Origin of the sequence: Solibacillus kalamii (assembly GCF_002174535.1) — a bacterium.
GTDB lineage: Bacteria > Bacillota > Bacilli > Bacillales_A > Planococcaceae > Solibacillus > Solibacillus silvestris.
In genome coordinates this window covers 1-19,049 of sequence record NZ_NHNT01000015.1, presented here as the reverse complement: position 1 = coordinate 19,049, position 19,049 = coordinate 1, and the positions used below count along the sequence as shown (strand labels likewise).

18 protein-coding genes are annotated in these 19,049 nt (G+C 38.8%); 13 read left to right on the top strand and 5 right to left on the bottom strand.

What is annotated here, in order from left to right:
- Window positions 1-48: 48 nt before the first annotated feature.
- The 8 genes from CBM15_RS17190 (at window position 49) to CBM15_RS17155 (ending at window position 8,006) form a co-directional block, all read left to right on the top strand.
- Window positions 49-1,197: a cysteine desulfurase family protein gene (locus CBM15_RS17190; protein ID WP_087618423.1), complete on the top strand. Its 1,149-nt coding sequence runs from the start codon at window positions 49-51 to the stop codon at window positions 1,195-1,197.
- On the top strand, window positions 1,194-2,405 hold the full coding sequence (thiI, locus tag CBM15_RS17185) for a tRNA uracil 4-sulfurtransferase ThiI (RefSeq protein WP_008407795.1): 1,212 nt from the start codon (window positions 1,194-1,196) through the stop codon (window positions 2,403-2,405). The genes CBM15_RS17190 and thiI overlap by 4 nt, the downstream gene beginning before the upstream one ends.
- 110 nt (window positions 2,406-2,515) lie before the next feature.
- Complete coding sequence (locus CBM15_RS17180; protein WP_008407794.1) at window positions 2,516-2,722, top strand: alpha/beta-type small acid-soluble spore protein; 207 nt, start codon at window positions 2,516-2,518, stop codon at window positions 2,720-2,722.
- 171 nt (window positions 2,723-2,893) lie between these two features.
- Window positions 2,894-4,456 carry an acyl-CoA synthetase MbcS gene (gene mbcS, locus CBM15_RS17175; RefSeq protein WP_087618422.1) on the top strand — a complete coding sequence of 521 codons (1,563 nt, stop codon included), beginning with the start codon at window positions 2,894-2,896 and terminating at the stop codon, window positions 4,454-4,456.
- A 249-nt stretch (window positions 4,457-4,705) separates the two neighbouring features.
- Entirely contained in the window at window positions 4,706-5,716 is a 1,011-nt protein-coding gene (sppA, locus tag CBM15_RS17170; protein WP_087618421.1) for a signal peptide peptidase SppA, read from the top strand.
- A gap of 14 nt (window positions 5,717-5,730) precedes the next feature.
- Window positions 5,731-6,222: an RDD family protein gene (locus CBM15_RS17165; RefSeq protein WP_087618420.1), complete on the top strand. Its 492-nt coding sequence runs from the start codon at window positions 5,731-5,733 to the stop codon at window positions 6,220-6,222.
- A 189-nt stretch (window positions 6,223-6,411) separates the two neighbouring features.
- The gene (gene tpx / locus CBM15_RS17160; protein WP_014823107.1) at window positions 6,412-6,918 is read left to right on the top strand and encodes a thiol peroxidase; all 507 of its coding nucleotides are present in this window, start codon (window positions 6,412-6,414) and stop codon (window positions 6,916-6,918) included.
- A 146-nt stretch (window positions 6,919-7,064) separates the two neighbouring features.
- Complete coding sequence (locus CBM15_RS17155) at window positions 7,065-8,006, top strand: class I SAM-dependent methyltransferase (protein WP_087618419.1); 942 nt, start codon at window positions 7,065-7,067, stop codon at window positions 8,004-8,006.
- Between the two features lie 58 nt (window positions 8,007-8,064).
- Here CBM15_RS17155 and CBM15_RS17150 read toward each other — a convergent pair whose 3' ends face one another.
- On the bottom strand, window positions 8,065-8,511 hold the full coding sequence (locus CBM15_RS17150) for a universal stress protein (RefSeq protein ID WP_008407782.1): 447 nt from the start codon (window positions 8,509-8,511) through the stop codon (window positions 8,065-8,067).
- A 333-nt stretch (window positions 8,512-8,844) separates the two neighbouring features.
- Between CBM15_RS17150 and ald the strand changes: the two genes are divergently transcribed.
- Window positions 8,845-9,978, top strand: a complete 1,134-nt coding sequence (gene ald / locus CBM15_RS17145) for an alanine dehydrogenase (protein WP_014823109.1) — start codon at window positions 8,845-8,847, stop codon at window positions 9,976-9,978.
- Between the two features lie 76 nt (window positions 9,979-10,054).
- Here the strand turns inward: ald and CBM15_RS17140 are convergent, their stop codons facing one another.
- The gene (locus tag CBM15_RS17140; RefSeq protein WP_087618418.1) at window positions 10,055-10,690 is read right to left on the bottom strand and encodes a 5,10-methylene tetrahydromethanopterin reductase; all 636 of its coding nucleotides are present in this window, start codon (window positions 10,688-10,690) and stop codon (window positions 10,055-10,057) included.
- A gap of 281 nt (window positions 10,691-10,971) precedes the next feature.
- Window positions 10,972-12,060 carry a M24 family metallopeptidase gene (locus CBM15_RS17135; RefSeq protein ID WP_087618417.1) on the bottom strand — a complete coding sequence of 363 codons (1,089 nt, stop codon included), beginning with the start codon at window positions 12,058-12,060 and terminating at the stop codon, window positions 10,972-10,974.
- A gap of 118 nt (window positions 12,061-12,178) precedes the next feature.
- Between CBM15_RS17135 and CBM15_RS17130 the strand changes: the two genes are divergently transcribed.
- On the top strand, window positions 12,179-12,859 hold the full coding sequence (locus tag CBM15_RS17130) for a metal-dependent hydrolase (protein WP_087618416.1): 681 nt from the start codon (window positions 12,179-12,181) through the stop codon (window positions 12,857-12,859).
- A gap of 215 nt (window positions 12,860-13,074) precedes the next feature.
- Complete coding sequence (locus CBM15_RS17125; protein WP_087618415.1) at window positions 13,075-14,382, top strand: DRTGG domain-containing protein; 1,308 nt, start codon at window positions 13,075-13,077, stop codon at window positions 14,380-14,382.
- 47 nt (window positions 14,383-14,429) lie between these two features.
- On the opposite strand, the gene CBM15_RS17120 is transcribed toward CBM15_RS17125, so the two are convergent.
- Window positions 14,430-14,741 (bottom strand): YtpI family protein, encoded by a 312-nt coding sequence (locus CBM15_RS17120; RefSeq protein WP_087618414.1) that lies wholly within the window; start codon window positions 14,739-14,741, stop codon window positions 14,430-14,432.
- A gap of 92 nt (window positions 14,742-14,833) precedes the next feature.
- On the opposite strand from CBM15_RS17120, the gene CBM15_RS17115 reads away from it, so the two are divergent.
- Window positions 14,834-15,778, top strand: a complete 945-nt coding sequence (locus CBM15_RS17115; protein ID WP_014823114.1) for a DHH family phosphoesterase — start codon at window positions 14,834-14,836, stop codon at window positions 15,776-15,778.
- Window positions 15,779-15,797: 19 nt separating this feature from the next.
- Window positions 15,798-18,872 carry a DNA polymerase III subunit alpha gene (gene dnaE, locus CBM15_RS17110; RefSeq protein ID WP_087618413.1) on the top strand — a complete coding sequence of 1,025 codons (3,075 nt, stop codon included), beginning with the start codon at window positions 15,798-15,800 and terminating at the stop codon, window positions 18,870-18,872.
- A 61-nt stretch (window positions 18,873-18,933) separates the two neighbouring features.
- Here dnaE and CBM15_RS17105 read toward each other — a convergent pair.
- Window positions 18,934-19,049, bottom strand: a 116-nt coding sequence (locus CBM15_RS17105; RefSeq protein WP_140405563.1) for an IS3 family transposase, incomplete at its 5' end; no start/stop codon positions are given.

The window sequence follows — 19,049 nt, the reverse complement described above, 5'->3', positions numbered from 1 at the left end:
GTTAATAGATTACGGAAAATTAGTTTTAATAAAGAAGGTTGAGTATAGATGATATATTTAGATAATAGTGCGACAACAAAACCGCACAAAGATGTCTTGGCTACATTTATGTTAGTAAATGAACAATATTACGCCAACCCTGCATCGATTCACCGTGCAGGAGTCGAGTCAAATGCTTTATTAACAAAAGCTCGTGAGCAATTGGCAAATATTCTTCATACAGACGAAAAGAATATTTTATTTACATCCGGAGGTACGGAATCGAATAATGCCGCGCTTTTTGGTATTGCAAAATCTAGTAATTTTAGAGGCAAGCATATTATTACGACAGAAATAGAACATCCTTCGATTTTGGAAGCGGTCAAGCGTTTGGAAGAGGAAGGTTATGAAATTGACTACTTGAAAGTAAACAAATATGGGGTCATTTCTTTAGAGGAATTACAGCAAAAGCTTCGCAAAGATACAATCATCGTGAGCATTATGCATGTAAACAATGAAATTGGAGCTGTTCAGCCAATTAAAGAAGCGGCACAAATCATTCATCGTACATGCCAGGCAATGTTTCATGTTGATGCGATTCAAAGTTTCGGAAAGCTGCCAGTCTTTTTTAATGGGGATAATGGTCCCGATGTCATTTCGATTTCAGGACATAAAATTCAAGGCTTAAAAGGCAGTGGCCTGTTGGCATTCCGTAAAAAACCTCAACTGAAAGCATTTATTGTTGGTGGTGGACAAGAATTCGGATTAAGAAGTGGTACGGTTGCAGTACCGCAAGCTGTTTCGTTGGCAAAAGCGGCCCGTTTAGCAGTAGAAGGAATGCCGGGGAATTTTGAGAACTTTAAAAAATGGTCTGCAGATCTGCATCATTTCTTTGAGCAATTTGGTCAGGAAGTATATGTCCTTTCGCCAAAAGATGGTGCACCGCATATTATATCTTTCAGTGTTAGAGGACTTAAAGGTGAAATTTTAATAAATGCATTACAAAAACGTGATATTATCGTTTCAACATCAAGCGCATGTTCGTCAAAACAAACTAAAACAAGCCATGTTGTAGAAGCATTAAATATCGATAGTCGCTTTAAAAACGGTGTCCTTCGTTTAAGTTTAGGCGCAATTAATACTGACGAAGATATTGCTTCATTCAAAAAGCAATTTACAATCGTAATGAAAGAATTAAAAGGAGAAATAATGCAATGATATTTAAGGAAATATTAGTTCGCTATGGTGAATTATCAACAAAAGGTCGAAACAAAAAAGATTTTATCAGCCGTTTACGCGATAATGTCCGTTATTCATTTAACGATATTGCACCACTGAAAATTCGTGCAGAGCGTGACCGTATGTTTATTGAAGTTGAAAATAAAGAGAAATTTGATGTACTGATGGATCGTTTACCACATGTTTTCGGTATTCAATCAATCAGCCCTGTCGCTTCTTGTGAAAAAGATTTGGATGTGATGAAAGCTTTAGCCTTTGAAATTTTAGAAGACTATCGTGAAAAAGGCGATTTAACGTTTAAAGTTGAAGTACATCGTACAGATAAAACATTCCCATTAAACACACATGAATTACAGCGTGAAATGGGAGCTACAATCTTACCAAATTTCCCTAACTTTAAAGTACAGGTGAAAAATCCGGATTTCGCATTGCGAATTGAAGTTCGTGAAGATGCAATCTATATGATGGCGCAAGTAATTCAAGGTGCTGGAGGAATGCCGATTGGATCAAATGGACGATCGCTGTTAATGCTTTCAGGCGGTATCGATAGTCCAGTTGCCGGTTACTTAATGATGAAACGTGGCGTTCGACTGGATGCGATTCATTTCTTCAGTCCTCCGTATACAAGCGATAATGCTTTACAGAAAGTTAAAGAACTTGCAAATGAACTAACAAAATTCGGTGCAAATATTCGCCTGCATGTTATTCCATTTACAGAACTGCAAGTAGCAGTAAAAGATGCAGTGCCAGACAATATGTCAATGACATCAACACGTCGTATGATGATGAAAGTGGCCGATAAAGTGCGTGAAGAAGTTGGCGCATTAGGTATTGTAACAGGTGAAAGCCTAGGACAAGTCGCTTCACAAACATTGGAAAGCCTAACTGCAATTAATGATGTGACAAATACACCAATTTTACGTCCGTTAATTTCAGCAGATAAAAATGACATCATCAAAATCGCAAAAGATATTGGCACATACGAAACATCAATCCAGCCATTTGAGGATTGCTGTACAATATTTACACCGTCTAGTCCGAAAACAAAACCGAAATTAGAAAAAGTTCAGCGTTTTGAAAGCTTTACGGAATTCGATGAATTAATTGATCGCGCCGTTAAAAACCGCGAAGTATATCAGTTCCCTCAGAAGGAAGTAAAAGAAGATAAATTCGCGGATTTACTATAATTTTTAGAAACTGATAATGATTTCCTAATGAAACTATAATTTACCTGTGTTTTTTATGTATTAATCTTTCCTCCCGGTGCATTCTAATGTCACAAGGAGGTGAGAGACAGATGGCAAACAACAACAGCTCAAACAAATTACGTGTACCTGGTGCACAACAAGCTTTAGACCAAATGAAATACGAAATCGCACAAGAATTTGGCGTACAATTAGGTCCTGACGCATCATCTCGTGCAAACGGTTCTGTAGGTGGCGAAATTACGAAACGCCTAGTACAGATGGCAGAGCAGCAATTACGCGGCAACCAAAACCAATAATCCGTTTTTAAAAAAGGAGCGCTACTTTTAAAGTAGCGTTTCTTTTTATTTTGGTAACAAATATTTTTTGTTATGCAATAAAAAGTGGCGGAATATTTTGATATTAACGAGAAGGATTATTATACTAATAAGGTAAGGCTCATTTTTTTTAAACAAAGGGGAGTATTAAAAATGAATGAAAATCAATTAGTTGCACCGGAAATTTATAATATTGTGAATGAATTTGAAAAACACGATAATAAAGGATCGAAAACAGCATTAATTTTTCAGGAAGAAAATGGACACCAAGAGCGTTATACATACAAAGAGTTACTACAAAGAGCAAATCAGGCAGCGAATGCTTTTTATGCACAAGGACTAAAAAAAGGTGATGTCATTTTAATTATGCTGCCTCGCTGTTTAGAAGCATATGTTTCTTATATTGGAGCATTAAAAGCAGGATTGGTCATTATTCCAAGTTCGGAGTTGCTGCGAGCTAAAGATATTGATTATCGACTAAATCATTCCGAGGCTAAGGCGATTATCGTGATGGAACAATTCGTAAATGAATTTGAACATGTAGAAAATTTAGCGAATGTAGAATGCTTTATTATCGGAAAAGAAAAAGAAGGATGGACTTCATTAATGGCGCTTGCAGAGCAACAGTCAAACGAGTTCGATTCTGTTGAGACGACAGCACATGATCTTGCTTTTTTAGCCTATACATCAGGCACAACAGGAAATCCTAAAGCTGTAATGCACTCACATGGATGGGGATATGCACATTTACGTACAACGGCTGCGGAGTGGCTTGGCGTACGTGATGGTGATACGGTATGGGCAACTGCAGCTCCAGGATGGCAAAAATGGATTTGGAGTCCGTTTCTTGCTGTATTAGGCAGTGGCGCAACAGGATTTGTATACAAAGGGAAGTTTGACCCTAAACAGTTTTTACAGTTAATTGAGCAGCAACACATCAATGTGCTTTGCTGTACACCGACAGAATATCGAATGATGGCGAAGTTAGATCAGTTAAATACATTTAATTTAACTTCATTGCGCAGCGCTGTCTCGGCAGGTGAGCCATTAAACCGTGAAGTAATTGAAACGTTCGAACGTGAACATCAGTTAACTGTCCGTGATGGCTATGGCCAAACAGAAAATACATTATTGATCGGAACATTGTTAAACATGGAATTGCGTCCCGGCTCGATGGGAAAACCGACTCCGGGAAATATCATTGATTTAATCAATGAAGATGGTGAGACTGTCCCGGCAGGTGAAGTTGGTGATATCGCAGTACACAAATCGACACCTGCACTATTTAAAGGGTATTATAAAGATCCTGAACGTACATCGATTCAATATCGCGGGGATTGGTATGTAACAGGCGACCGAGCGATAAAGGATGAAGACGGCTATTTCTGGTTTGAAGGCCGTAATGATGACATTATTATTTCATCAGGTTATACAATTGGGCCATTTGAAGTTGAGGATGCTTTAACGAAGCACCCTGCTGTACAGGAATGTGCTGTTGTTGCAAGTCCGGATGAAATACGAGGGAATGTTGTAAAAGCATTTGTCGTCCTTAAAGATGTCACATTAAAAGAAAGCCCAACAATTGTAGAAGATCTGCAAAATCATGTAAAACAGCTGACAGCACCATATAAATATCCTCGAATTATAGAGTTTTTAGATGAATTACCTAAAACAATTTCAGGGAAAATCCGTCGAGTTGAATTGCGTGTAAAGTAAGGGAAATACCATTGCTCGACAAATATTTCCCGGGTAATGAATAAAAGGTGGCGAAATTTGCCGCCTTTTTTTCTGCCGGTTTTCATGTTTAAACCGAGCTGAATTAATAGAAATGAGGCTTCACCATGTGATAAAACCTAAAGTATGGTTGCTTAATCAAGTGGGATTATGTCAAAATCGCTGTAGGAAATGGTTTTCGATGAAACTTTTTGTAAAATAGTTTCGTACATATATTGAGGAGGCGTGAAAATGAATACAAAACGAGTTGTGGCACTCATTATTGCTGCCGTATTATTATTTTTCTCTATTGGGATCAATACGATTATTTCGATTTTCAAGACCGATTTCTTTACTAGTATCGACAATTTGATGGGTACGGAATCGCTCACATACGAAAACGTAGTGGAAACGGGAGACTTAACGAATCGAATTGCGCATTTAACGGTAGATGGCGTAATCCAGGATGTAGGAGAACCAAGTATTTGGGAAACGGTTGATTACAACCACCAGCAGTTTATGGAACAATTGGATGCTGTACTGGAAGATGATACAATTAAAGGGGTTGTATTATCTGTAAACACTCCAGGTGGCGGTGTCATTGAATCAGAGGAAATTTACCAAAAACTATTGAAAATAAAAGAGGAAAAACAAATCCCGATTTATGTATCAATGGGATCAATGGCTGCTTCCGGAGGTTATTATATTTCAGCACCAGCAGATAAGATTTTTGCACAACGAGAAACAATTACCGGTTCAATCGGTGTGATTATGCAATCGATTAATTATGGGAAATTAGCCGAAAATTTCGGTGTAGAGTTTGAAACAATCAAATCAGGCGAACATAAAGACATGTTTGGCGGTGTACGACCTTCTACAAAAGAGGAACTTGCGATGCTGCAGGAAATGATTGATGAATCATATGATCATTTTGTCGATATTATCGAAGCTGGGCGTAATATGTCTGAAGCGCAAGTGAAGAAAGTGGCGGATGGCCGTGTATTAGGCGGTACTCAGGCACTGCGAGCAGGGTTGGTGGATGAAATTGGAAATGAAGAAACGACAATTAATGCATTACGTAAAGATTTCGGATTGGAAGATGCAGAGCTGTTTGAATATACAATGGATACATCAAGCTGGGGTTCTTTATTAGGTGTAAAACTAGGTTCTATGCTGCGACCATCTGCTGAGTCTGAAGTATTGTCCAAAATTATTTCAACGACAAATTCGCCTCGTATGATGTATTTATATGGTGACTACTAATAGGAGGGATTACGATGACTGACATAATCGAAGTAGTGGATGAAGCATCTGTCGTAAAGCCGCCTTCTATTAAACAAAAAACAGCCGGCTTCTGGATGCGCTTCTGGGCATTCCTGTTGGATTCAATTGTTATAAGTGCCATTATCGGCGTCTCGATTAAGCCGGTATTTGCATTGATGAATTGGAGTGTTGCCAGCGATGTGTGGTACGCGCCGATGACAATTCTTTCGGGAATTATTTTCTACGCTTATTTTGTGCTCATGACAAAATTTTTCAAGCAAACCTTAGGGAAGATGACGTTTGGAATAAAGGTTGAAAAAGATGACGGGGAAGCGCTAGATTGGATGACCGTGCTATTTCGTGAAGGGGTAGGCCGATTTATCAACGGCACATTGTTATACTTGCCGTATTTAATCGTAGCCTTTTCACCGAACAATAAGAGTATTGCCGATTATTTTGCGGATACGGTCGTTGTTCATGAAAATATTTATACAAAAGATGTTTGAAAATGAATAGAAGGGGAAATAATTTACTATCGACACCTTCTAAGCAAGAGAAGAGCTGTTTTGTAAGATTCGTCTTATAAAAACAGCTCTTTTCTTTTTAATTTCTTTATTTAATGAATATAAGCTCAGTTAGTTGCAATTGCTAAATCTTTTTTAGTAATATTAGGGAATATAAAGGAGGCGTTTAATATGGCACAAGTAACATTTAAAAACAGTCCAGTAACACTAATCGGTAATGAGGTAAAAGTTGGTGATCAAGCACCGGATTTCACAGTGGTTGCAAACGATTTATCAGAAGTAACTTTAAAAGATTCTGAAGGTAAAATTCGATTATTCTCAGTTGTTCCTTCATTGGAAACAGGTGTTTGTGATAAGCAAACGCGTACTTTTAACGAAGCGGCGGCTAACTTAGGCGACAATGTTGTAATTTACACAGTGTCAATGGATTTACCATTTGCTCAAAAACGTTGGTGTGGAGCTGCGGGTATCGATAATGTTGTAACAGTATCAGACCACCGCGATGCATCATTCGGTGAAGCATATGGCGTACATATGAAAGAATTACGCCTTTTAGCACGTTCAATTTTTGTTGTTGATGAAACTGGCAAAGTTGCTTATGTGGAATATGTTCCAGAAGGTACAGACCACCCGAATTATGATGCTGCGATTGAAGCAGTAAAAGCTCTTGCAAAATAATTTCGTTTTGAACGATTTTGTTGTAAAGTAATTACATGTATAATTAACACCCACTCAATGATTAATCATTGAGTGGGTTGTTCATTTAGTGGATATGTCGTAAGCAGGCGAAAAATCCAAATGAATGGAATGAGGGAGTTAGTCTAATGGAAAAGTTTGAACAAATTTTTAAATATATTAATGACAACGCAGAAAATATTGCAGGGCAGCAAGAGCAGGATTATTTGGAAGCTTTACTGCAAACACTGGAAGATACATTGGACGGGAAATTTGAATGGCAAGTCCAAGGTGCGACGAAGGAAGATATGCGTAAAGCGATCCAAATCGCGATTTTAAAGGGGATGCGTAAAAGTGCCCAGCCGAATCACCAAATGACACCGGATACTCTGGGGCTGATTGTAAGCCACTTTGTAGAGCAATGCTTTGACCAGGAATTATCGGAACGGACGATTTCAATTGTTGACCCGGCACTCGGTACAGGGAATTTACTCTTTACAGTCATGAATGCATTGGAAGGAAAAGTGACAGCTTCAGGAGTGGAAGTTGATGATCTCTTAATTCGACTAGCAGCAGCGACAGGAGACCTGATCCAACAACCTGTTACATTATTCCGTCAAGATGCGCTGGAAAAACTGTTAGTCGATCCAGCAGATGCGGTGGTTTGCGACTTACCTGTAGGATATTATCCGAATGAAGAAGTAGCACTTGACTATGAATTATGCGCGGCAGAAGGAATGAGCTACGCACACCATCTGTTTATCGAGCAATCTTTAAATTATACAAAAGAAGGTGGCTTTGGATTTTTCCTGATTCCGGCAAATTTATTTGAATCAGATCAGGCAAAACAGCTTCACCAGTATATTAAAGGACATGCATGGATTCAGGCAGTCATCCAATTGCCTGACAACCTGTTCTCATCAAAAGCACATGAGAAAAGTATTTTAATTTTACAAAAGCAAAGTGAGCAGTTAAAAGCGCCGCGTGAGGTTTTATTGGCAAAAGTACCGAATATGTCAAACCGTGACGCTCTGGCGATGTTCTTCGAAAAAGTACGCATGTGGAAAGAAAGCAATAATCAGAAACGATAATAATAAATGCCATCGACTCAAATTGAGAAGATGGCATTTTGTATTTTACTTATTTAAATCACTCGGGTGTACGGATTACTAAAACGTCACATGTAGCTGAACGTACGATTGCTTCTGATACAGAACCGATCAGGAAACGTTCAACAGCATTTAAACCAGTTGCGCCACAGATAATTAAATCTGCTTCTACAACATTTGAAAGATCTTTTGTAATAATATTTTTAGGAGAGCCATATTCAATAATCAGATTAACGTTTTCAACGCCTTCTGCTTCAGCTTGCTTTTTGTAGCCGTTTAACAATTCCTCGGAATGTTGTTGAGCACGCTCAGCAATTGAACGGTCATAAGCTTCTATAGCTGCAAAAGAACGTGTATCGATAACATTTACTAGGTTGATTGTTGCACCTTCATTGCGTTTTGCAACATCGATTGATTTACGGAATGCATATTCTGCTTCTTTCGAGCCGTCTACTGCTACTACAATGCTTTTATAATGGTTTGCCATTTTCCATACCTCCTAATTATCTATAACTATATTATACCAAATAATTTTTCAAAGAACATAATTCCTGCGCCGAAAAATAGGTGAAATACAATAACTTCCATGAAATGGTCACAAAGTTTGGATTTATGTAAAAAATTTTTTTAACTATTATAAAAAATTTTTTTCAGCAATATATTGCCAGTTTCTATACAGGAGTAAGATATGATTAACGATTCATTATTCAGAATAGAATTTACATTCAAAATCCTCTACTAATTTGCGGGTAAAATTGGTAAAATGGATTTGATTTATGTTAATCATATTTCTAAGTGATTGTTAAAGGGAGGAATTACGTTGAAAATAGGGGTACCGAAAGAAATAAAGAACAACGAAAATCGAGTTGCGATGACACCAGCAGGGGTATTGTCATTAATCGCAAATGGTCATGAAGTATATATTGAAACAGGTGCAGGATTAGGATCTGCATTTACGGATCAGGACTATATTGACGCTGGTGCCCATATTGTACAAACAGCGGCTGAAGCATGGGCAGGAGAAATGGTTTTAAAAGTAAAAGAACCTGTACAAAGTGAATACAAGTATTTCCGTGAAGGATTAATACTATTTACGTACTTACATTTAGCTCCGGAGCCTGAATTGACTAAAGCTTTACTTGAAAATCGAGTAATCGGTATTGCCTATGAAACAGTTCAATTACCGAACGGTTCTTTACCATTATTAACACCGATGAGTGAAGTTGCAGGTAAAATGGCAACACAGATCGGCGCACATTATTTAGAAAAGCTGCCAGGCGGTAAAGGCATCTTGCTTGGTGGTGTATCAGGTGTCCCTCGCAGTAAAGTAACAGTAATCGGCGGTGGTATTGCGGGAACAAATGCAGCTAAAGTAGCAGTCGGCATGGGAGCGGATGTTACGATTATCGATTTAAATCCAGAACGATTACGCCAACTTGATGATTTATTCGGTCGAGATGTTCAAACATTAATTTCAAATCCTTATAATATTGCAGATGCTGTTCGTTCTGCTGATTTAGTAATTGGCTCAGTGCTGATTCCAGGAGCGAAGGCACCAAAATTGGTTACGGAGGAAATGATTCAATCGATGTCACCTGGATCTGTTGTTGTTGATATTGCAATCGATCAAGGCGGCTGTTTTGCAACATCTGAAAAAGTAACAACACATGACAATCCTACATTTGTTAAATATGGTGTTGTCCACTATACGGTGGCAAATATGCCAGGCGCGGTTCCACGTACGTCGACAATAGCGTTAACAAACAATACAGTTCCTTATGCATTACAAATTGCGAATAAAGGCTTTTTACGTGCATGCCTGGACAACCTGGCATTAAAACGCGGCGTTAATACATTAGACGGTAAAGTTGTATACCGTGCAGTAGCAGACGCGCAAGGGCTGTCATATGCAGAAGTAGAAGATGTTTTAGGTGCACTGACAGGATTAAATTAATAAGCATTTCACAGCAATAATAAAATCCGCTACGATTGGCAAAACCAAACGCAGCGGATTTTTTTATGTGGTCATTTTATTTAACCGAGATTAACTCAGTTGTAATATTACCTTCAAAATCGGTAATGCGGATAATACCGTGATCTTTTGCTAAGTAGATTTTCGAGCCGTTTGGATATTTTAAGACTACTACATTACGGAATGTTCCTGCTTTTGTTTTAACTGTTGCATTTGTGCTTTCAACGTAAACGGGTGTTGTTTCCGTAGTACCGTCATATAAATAATTCGTATCGGTAATTGTTGTCTTTTCTTTCATCGGGTAGCTTAATGAGAAGAAAAATATATCTGAATAGGCAACTCCTAATGCAAGCTGCTGCTGATCTTCAATATACGTATAGCCGATATAGTCTTCTTCCAACAATTCTACCGAGTTTTCGATCGCTTTATTTTTTGAAGCGGTATATGTTTTTTGTCCGGCATCTTCGAACGATGGTTTATACGTATAGCTGCGATTTACTTTTGGCATAAAGCCTGTATTCGAGACAGGAGCTTTTTCCTTTACCGTTTTGTTCGGCAATGCACTATTTGAAATGACTTCATTATTTACCTTACTTGTTTGACTCGCTTCGGCTTCCGTATTCCATTCAATTTGACTTATTGGCGATAGTGTAAGCACAATTATAAGTAGCGTTGTAAATGACCATTTTTTCATAATGCACCACTTCCTTTCGGTTATTTTTAAGTAATTAATCGTCTATTCCTCATTTTTGCTTTTAGAAAACAAGTTAAAAATTGTAAAGTGGATAATTGGTTGAAACGCCTACCAAAATTTAAAAGCGAGCAGACCTCTGTAAAGGACTGCTCGCTATAGTATATGCAAATTTAATAGTTTCTATACAATTTACTTGTTTAATAATTTGTCCCGCATTAATGAGTAGTACGCGAAAGTGTAGCGGTAAAGGGGATGATGCCCCTACTAATCGAAGTTTAATTTTATAAAATTACAAGTTCTTTTGTGAATGATGTAAGTACTTCCACACCATCATTTGTTACAACGACATCGTCTTCGATACGAACGCCTGCAGCATCTGTTTTATAAATGCCAGGTTCAATTGTAAATACTGTACCTTCATTTAGAACGAATTCGTTGGCGCCGTTGATCGACGGGAATTCGTGAACAGAAATACCAAGACCGTGGCCTAAACGGTGTGTAAAGTATTGGCCATAGCCTGCATCTGTAATAACATCACGGGCAATTTTATCCAAGTCCATAGCGCGGACTCCTGGTTTAACCGCCTCAATTGCTGCTTCGTTTGCACGGCGAACAGCATTATAAATTTCAATTTGCTCGTCATTTGGCTGACCGAATGCTACTGTTCGCGTAATATCCGAACAATACCCTTCGTAAATAACCCCTAGGTCAAATAAGATTAAGTCGCCTTTTTTAATTTTGCGGTTTCCTGGTGTTCCATGTGGAGAAGCTGCTTTTTCTCCAGCCAATACCATCGTTTCGAAACTCATTGCATAGCCTTTTGCTTTAATAGCCGATTCGATTGTATTTAAAATTTCCATTTCTGTTACGCCTTCTGCAATTGCGTCACAGCCAACTTGAATTGCATAGTCCGCTAATTGGGCAGCTTTACGTAATTTTTCAAGTTCCACTTCATCTTTGGAAATACGAAGCGCGTTAATTTTTTCATCAATACTTACAAATTTCAATTGCTCATAACGTTCTTGAATTGCTTCTAAACGTTCAACCGTTAAATGAGATTTCTCGATAGCCAATGTGTCGAAGGCAACGTTGCGAGCCGCGACATTTTTTGCAACAACATCCCAGGCATTTTCTGTATCTTCATGTCCGACAACATCGAAGGTCCATCCTGCAGCGACTGCATCAGGCATTTCCATTTTCGGGCAAATTAAAAACGGCTCCGCGTCCTTAAATACCATAACACCAAGTAACCGTTCATGCGGCTCACTTTTAAAACCGGAAAAGTAAAAGACATTATCAGGTGTTGTAATAAAAGCAGCATCCCAACCATTTTCTTTTAAATGATTTTGTAATTGTTTTAATTTCGACATTGTATAAAACTCCTTTGTTATTCAATTATTGAATTCGCGGTATAAGCATATCAAAAAAAGGAGAATTGTGCATATTTATCGAATGATACAAGGAAGGTTATTTTAGGAGGTATGTTAAATGCAGATTTCATTTCACGGACATTCCGTCGTAAAAATTGTGACAAACGGGACAACGATTTTAATTGATCCTTTCATTAATGGGAATGGACAAACAGATTTAAAGGTTGAAAATGAAAAACCGGATGTCATTTTATTGACGCATGGTCATAATGATCATGTTGGTGATACTGTACAATTAGCTAAAGCGCATGATGCACTTGTAGTTGCACCAAATGAGCTTGCAGACTATTTAGGCTGGCAAGGGTGCAAAGTACACAATATGCATATTGGTGGTGCACGCCAATTTGAATTTGGAAAAGTGAAATTTACACAGGCGTTTCATGGTTCGTCATACGTAACGGAAAACAATGAAATTATCTATACGGGAATGCCGGCCGGAATTTTATTTACGGCAGAGGGAAAAACAATTTACCATGCTGGTGATACAGCATTATTTGGAGATATGGAGTTAATCGGGAAACGTCATCCAATTGACATTGCTTTTTTACCGATTGGCGACAACTTTACGATGGGACCTGAAGATGCAGCTTATGCGGTTTCGTTATTAAAACCGAAAATTGTTGTGCCTGTCCACTACAATACATTCCCGCCGATTGAACAAAATCCGGCTGCCTTTGCGAATCTTGTTGAAGACGCAGAAGTACAAGTATTGCAGCCAGGGGAATATGTGAAATTCTAATTTACTGCTGACGCAATCAATTTGATACTATTTGTGCTAAAAACTCAAACTGCCCACAAGATATTTTGTTGGGCAGTTTGTCTTATTTATTTGATGAGCTTTTTCTTACATTTATAAGCAATTATACGGGTATATGTATTGAAAATAGTATAATTGCGCCGTTTAAATATGGTACACTAAAGACATAAATGAATGATGAGAAATAGGTGATGTAATTGTCAACGAAACACGAAAAGATTTTACAATACATTGAATCACTACCAGTTGGCGATAAAATTTCGGTTCGTCAAATTGCAAAGGAAATGCAAGTGAGTGAAGGGACAGCTTACCGAGCGATTAAAGAAGCTGAAAACCGACGTCTTGTAAGCTCAATCGAACGTGTAGGAACGATTCGAATTGAAAAGAAAAAGAAAGAAAATATTGAACGCTTAACATTTGCTGAAATTGTAAATATTATAGATGGTCAAGTATTAGGTGGAAAATCAGGTCTCCATAAAACATTGACGAAATTTGTAATAGGTGCGATGAAGCTTGATGATATGATGCGCTATACAGATGCGGGGAGCTTGCTCATTGTCGGAAACCGTACACAGGCCCATGAATATGCATTGAAAACAGGGGCAGCAGTATTAATTACAGGCGGTTTTGATACAACAGAATCGAATAAAGACCTGGCCGACGAATTGGATTTACCGATTATTTCGACAACGTATGATACATTTACGGTGGCGACGATGATTAACCGTGCCATCTATGACCAATTGATTAAAAAAGACATTTTACTGATTGAAGATGTGTATGTTCCGATGGAAGATACAGCTGTATTAAAAAATAATGATACAATTGCCGATTTCCATAGACAGAACCGTCGTACGACACACGGGGCTTTCCCTGTAGTGACAGGCCAAAACAGACTTGTCGGTATGATTACGAGCAAGGACGTGATCGGGAAAGAAGAGTCAGAGCCTATTGATAAAGTAATGACGAAGAACCCGATTGCTGCTTCAATGAAAACAAGTGTCGCTTCAGCAGGACACCGAATGATTTGGGAAGGAATCGACTTGCTTCCTGTCATTGATGAAGAAGGGCTATTAAAAGGGGTTATCAGTCGTCAGGATGTATTAAAGGCAATTCAGTTAGCACAGCGTCAGCCTCAGCATGGCGAAACGATTGATGATCTAGTGAAAAATGAAATGCGTGTCATGGGTGAAGAGGACATTGAAGTTGAATTTACTGTTACACCGCAAATGACAAATCAGTTTGGTGCGATTTCATATGGTGCCTTTACAATCCTATTATCCGAAGTCGGGGCTTTTGCATTGAAGCGTCGTAAGCGCGGGGAAGCGGTAGTTGAAAATATGAACATTTACTTCATTAAGCCCGTACAGATGGAAAGCGTATTAACAGTCCGTCCTAGAATTTTGGACATGTCCCGTAAATTCGTGAAAATGGATTTTGAAGTATACAGCGCGACAAATCTTGTTGGAAAAGCGATGATGACATTCCAGCTATTAGAACGATAAAAAAGGGTCTTGCTGAAAGTAAAACGCTTTCGACAGACCCCGCTCTTTTACCTGTTTAATTCGTATTCTTCTTTTATGTATCGGCCTTCATGCTGCATGCGTTTATAGTTATTGACACCTAAACCTGCACCAATGATAAAGAAAACAGCAGCAACGGCAAACCCTAAAATATCCGGATACAGAATCGTTGCATTAAGACCAAAGAAGATGAGAAATGCGGCAAGCGCAACTCCGGCTTTCGCAGTATACCATTTACGACGAATAGGCAGTGTCGAACGGAACTGCTTTGTTTTAAAATAGAAATAACATACGAGTGACGCTATAATACAGGCAACAAACAGAAAATTTAAATAGACCATAGTGAACCTCCTAATAGCCAAACTACTAAATATTGTAACGATTTTTAATGGAAAATGATATAGGTATTCATTATGGACGAGGAGGAAATGTTTTGAAACGTCAAATTATTGACAAAATTAAACAATATAAAACAATTATTTTGCATCGCCATGTACGACCGGATCCAGATGCATACGGTTCACAAATAGGTTTGGCTGAGTTAATTCGCACAAATTATCCCGAAAAAGTGGTATACACGGTCGGTGAGCATGACGACTCATTATCTTTCATGGCTTCTCCGCAGCAAATTGAAGATGCGCAGTTTGAAAAGGCACTGATTATTGTGACAGACACAGCGAATACAGAACGTATTGATGATCAGCGCTATGTAAATGGCGACTTTCTAATTAAAATCGACCACCATCCAAATGATGATGCATATGGCGATTTATTATGGGTGGATACGGATGCCAGTTCATGCAGTGAGATGATTTATGAGCTCTATGAAGAAGGCAAGACGTATGCGGATTGGAAAATGTCAGATGAAGCGGCACGCCTGTTATTTTCGGGAATTGTCGGTGATACAGGGCGGTTCTTATATCCGAGTGCGAGCCCGAAAACGTTTGAAACAGCAGGACAACTTGTACAATATAATTTCGACCGTAACGAAGTATTTGATGGTATGTACGAAATGGAACGCAAACTATTAAATCTTCAAGGTTATATATACCAGCATTTTGAAATGGATGAAGACGGGGCGGCCTCAATAAAATTACCTAAAGCTATTTTACAGCAATATGATGCTACACCTTCCGAAACATCCCTATTAGTCAGCTCATTGGGCAATGTAAAGAATATCCGAGCATGGGTGATGTTCATTGAAGACAATGATGCGATTCGTGTTCGTTTGCGTTCAAAAGGTCCTGTTATCAACGGGCTTGCGAAAAAGTATAATGGTGGCGGACATCCATTGGCATCCGGTGCTACAGCTTACTCTTGGGAAGAGGCAGATCGAGTAATTGAAGATTTGAAAGTCATTTGCAGTGAATATAAATAATATGATGGAGGGATGACGGGTGACTGTATATCCGCAAGTACGGACAAGTGCCGATTTATTGAAAAGTACAATTCGTATAGAAGAGCTCATCCCTTTTTTACATCATCAAAAGGCAAAAAGCTGTGCAATTGTTAATACGAAATTGTACGGACTTTTGCCTTTTTGGTTTGAATTGAAAAGGGCAGGTATTCATCCGGTAGTAGGCTTGACGATTCAGCTTGAATTGACAGAAGAACAATCATTACCGCTTGTTTTATATGCAAAAACAAATGAAGGATACCGTAATTTATTGAAAATTTCCAGCAGTATCGCCATTCGCCCGGAGCAAACGATTCCGTTACGATGGCTGCTCGCATATGGCAAAGGAATTGCTTTTATGATTCCCGCGCTCGAACAGCAGGCAATATGGTTACAGCAAATGGCAGAGCCAGTATTGGCAGAATTCATGAAGGCTTATCCGGATGAAGTGTATATCGGGATTTCCCGTTTATCCGAAACAGCAAGTTTGGAGAGTTCGGCAGTCCAGCTCGCTGAAAAAAATGCTCTCCCAATTGTTGCTACACATGAAAGTCTGTTTTTCAATGAAGAGGACTTCTTTGCCTATGAAGTGGCACAGGCCATTCATACCGGTGTTAAACTGAATGATGCTGTACAGAGTAATAAACAGGAAAATCATTTACTGACAGCCGAACAATGGCAGCAAAAATTTCATGATCAGCAACAATGGCTCGTACAATTGGAAAATTTATTATTAAGCTGTCAAATTGAAATAAACACAAATAATGTTTATATGCCGAAGTTTCCGGTTGGAGAAGGGGAGACGGCGGAAAACTTGCTGCAGCAGCAAGTAGTGACTGGTTTACAGCGACGTTTAAATACGAATACATTGCCGGGTCATTATGTTGAACGGATGAACTATGAGCTTCATGTTATTCAGTCGATGGGCTACTCAGATTATTTTCTGATTGTTGCCGACTTTATGCAGTTTGCTCGTGAAGCCCAAATATTAACAGGTCCTGGTCGTGGTTCTTCCGCATCTTCTCTTGTTGCATTTGCACTCGAGATTACACAGGTGGATCCATTGCAATACGATTTGCTGTTTGAGCGTTTTTTAAATCCAGAGCGTATTACATTGCCGGATATCGATATCGACTTTTTAGATACGAGACGGCATGAAGTCATTCAGTATGTGGCGAAAAAATACGGCAAACAATATGTCGCGCAAATTATTACGTTCGGTACATTATCTGCGAAGGCGGTTGCCCGAGATGTAGCCCGTATGTTTAATTTTGAAAGTGAAGCATTGGAAATGATTTCAAAGCTTATTCCGAATAAACCTGGCATTACATTGAAGGAAGCATATGCAATGTCGGAAAACTTGAGAGCATGGATTACAGCGGAGCCTATCCGTCAAAAATGGTTTCAAACATCTCTGCGATTGGAAGGACTTCCAAGGAATGCGTCAACACACGCAGCGGGGGTCGTATTGAGTCCTGTTCCATTAGTCGATGTCGTGCCAATTGAAGAAGGACATGACGGGATATTTTTAACACAGTGGCCTATGCAAGAAGTGGAGCAAAACGGGCTGTTGAAAATTGACTTTTTAGGGCTCCGAAATTTAACGATTTTAGAGCAAATACGGAAATCGATTCAGTTTACCCATAATAAACAAATTAATTTTAATCACATTCCGCTCAATGATGAAAAAACATTTGAGCTTTTACAAAATGGCGATACTAATGGCATTTTCCAGCTTGAGTCGGACGGTATGAAAAATGCACTACGTGAAATTAAACCAACCCACTTTTTAGATATTGTTGCGGTCAATGCATTGTATCGACCGGGCCCAATGGAATTTATCCCGATGTATGCAAGAAGAAAACACAAAAAAGAGCAGGTAATTATGCCTCATCCGCATTTAACACCGATTTTGGAGGAGACATACGGCGTTATTATTTATCAGGAGCAAATCATGCGAATTGCAAATATAATGGCGGGCTTTTCTTTTGGACAGGCTGATTTGCTGCGTCGTGCTGTGAGTAAAAAGAAACGTGACGTGTTGGAGCAGCAGCGAGCTTCTTTCGTAAAAGGAGCCTTAACAAAAGGCTATACACAGCAGGCAGCCGAAGAAGTGTATGCATTAATTGTACGTTTTGCCGATTATGGTTTCCCGAAAAGCCATGCCGTTGCCTATAGTATTATTTCTTATCAAATGGCGTACTTAAAAGCCAATTATCCTGTGAATTTTTATGCTGCCCTTTTGACAAATGCAACAGGAAACCCGGACAAGCTTGCCCAAATTTTAATGGAGGCAAAAGCAAAGGGAATCGAAATTTTACCACCATCGATTAATCGAAGTATGCGTCACTTTAAAGTGGAAAGCGGGAAAATCCGATTTAGTTTGTCAGCCATTAAAGGTGTACCACAGCCTTTTATGCAAAAACTGTTACTTGCACGTGAAGAAAGACAAAAGCCGTTTGATTCTATTTTTGATTTGGCGGTGACGTTGACGACAGCAAATTTCAACAGAAAAATTATCGAACCGCTCATTAAAGCAGGTGCACTTGATGAATTCGGGAAAGATCGTGCCACACTACTTGCAACTATTGAAGGCGCGCAAAAACAGGCTGATTTTGTACGTCCAGGCGGGGATGACTTGTTTGAAGGGGCATTACTGGCATTTGGCAAACCGAAATATAGTGAAACATCGCCAATACCGGAAAAAATTAAGCTGCAATACGAAAAGGATGTGCTCGGTTTTTATTTATCGGACCATCCAATTGTAAAATTACGAAGTCAATTCCCTGAAGTAACTGCAACTGTTCAAACATTGGCGCAACATAAAGACAATGCATTTGTAAAAATGATCGGTCAAGTCAAGGAAATGCGCCAGCTCCGCACAAAGCGCGGTGAATTGATGGCATTTGTACAAATGGAAGATGAGTATGGAACAGTATCCTTAACCTTGTTCCCAAAAGAATATGAACAGGTTGTCGGGAAAATCCGAGAAGAAGGATTGCTTTATATAGAGGGCTTTTACGAGCACCGATTTAATAAACAACAAATAAAAGTTAAACAGATTATTATAAAATAAATAGCAATAAAGAGCGCTTTCTAATAGCTGAAGTGACCCCAAAAAGTTAGACATTATTAAGTTAAGCAGCTTCGGAGGATTGAATTCGGTATTGTACCGGACTCAATCCTTTTAATTTTCCTTTAATACGTTTGTGATTGTAATATTCAATATACAATTCAAGTTCAAGCTTGAAGT

Excerpts from the sequence above, each read along its gene's own strand:
- CBM15_RS17190 (WP_087618423.1), top strand. The coding sequence starts at position 49 with ATGATATATTTAGATAATAGTGCGACAACAAAACCGCACAAAGATGTC.
- thiI (WP_008407795.1), top strand. The coding sequence starts at position 1,194 with ATGATATTTAAGGAAATATTAGTTCGCTATGGTGAATTATCAACAAAA.
- CBM15_RS17180 (WP_008407794.1), top strand. The coding sequence starts at position 2,516 with ATGGCAAACAACAACAGCTCAAACAAATTACGTGTACCTGGTGCACAA.
- mbcS (WP_087618422.1), top strand. The coding sequence starts at position 2,894 with ATGAATGAAAATCAATTAGTTGCACCGGAAATTTATAATATTGTGAAT.
- sppA (WP_087618421.1), top strand. The coding sequence starts at position 4,706 with ATGAATACAAAACGAGTTGTGGCACTCATTATTGCTGCCGTATTATTA.
- CBM15_RS17165 (WP_087618420.1), top strand. The coding sequence starts at position 5,731 with ATGACTGACATAATCGAAGTAGTGGATGAAGCATCTGTCGTAAAGCCG.
- tpx (WP_014823107.1), top strand. The coding sequence starts at position 6,412 with ATGGCACAAGTAACATTTAAAAACAGTCCAGTAACACTAATCGGTAAT.
- CBM15_RS17155 (WP_087618419.1), top strand. The coding sequence starts at position 7,065 with ATGGAAAAGTTTGAACAAATTTTTAAATATATTAATGACAACGCAGAA.
- CBM15_RS17150 (WP_008407782.1), bottom strand. The coding sequence starts at position 8,511 with ATGGCAAACCATTATAAAAGCATTGTAGTAGCAGTAGACGGCTCGAAA.
- CBM15_RS17140 (WP_087618418.1), bottom strand. The coding sequence starts at position 10,690 with ATGAAAAAATGGTCATTTACAACGCTACTTATAATTGTGCTTACACTA.
- CBM15_RS17135 (WP_087618417.1), bottom strand. The coding sequence starts at position 12,060 with ATGTCGAAATTAAAACAATTACAAAATCATTTAAAAGAAAATGGTTGG.
- CBM15_RS17130 (WP_087618416.1), top strand. The coding sequence starts at position 12,179 with ATGCAGATTTCATTTCACGGACATTCCGTCGTAAAAATTGTGACAAAC.
- CBM15_RS17120 (WP_087618414.1), bottom strand. The coding sequence starts at position 14,741 with ATGGTCTATTTAAATTTTCTGTTTGTTGCCTGTATTATAGCGTCACTC.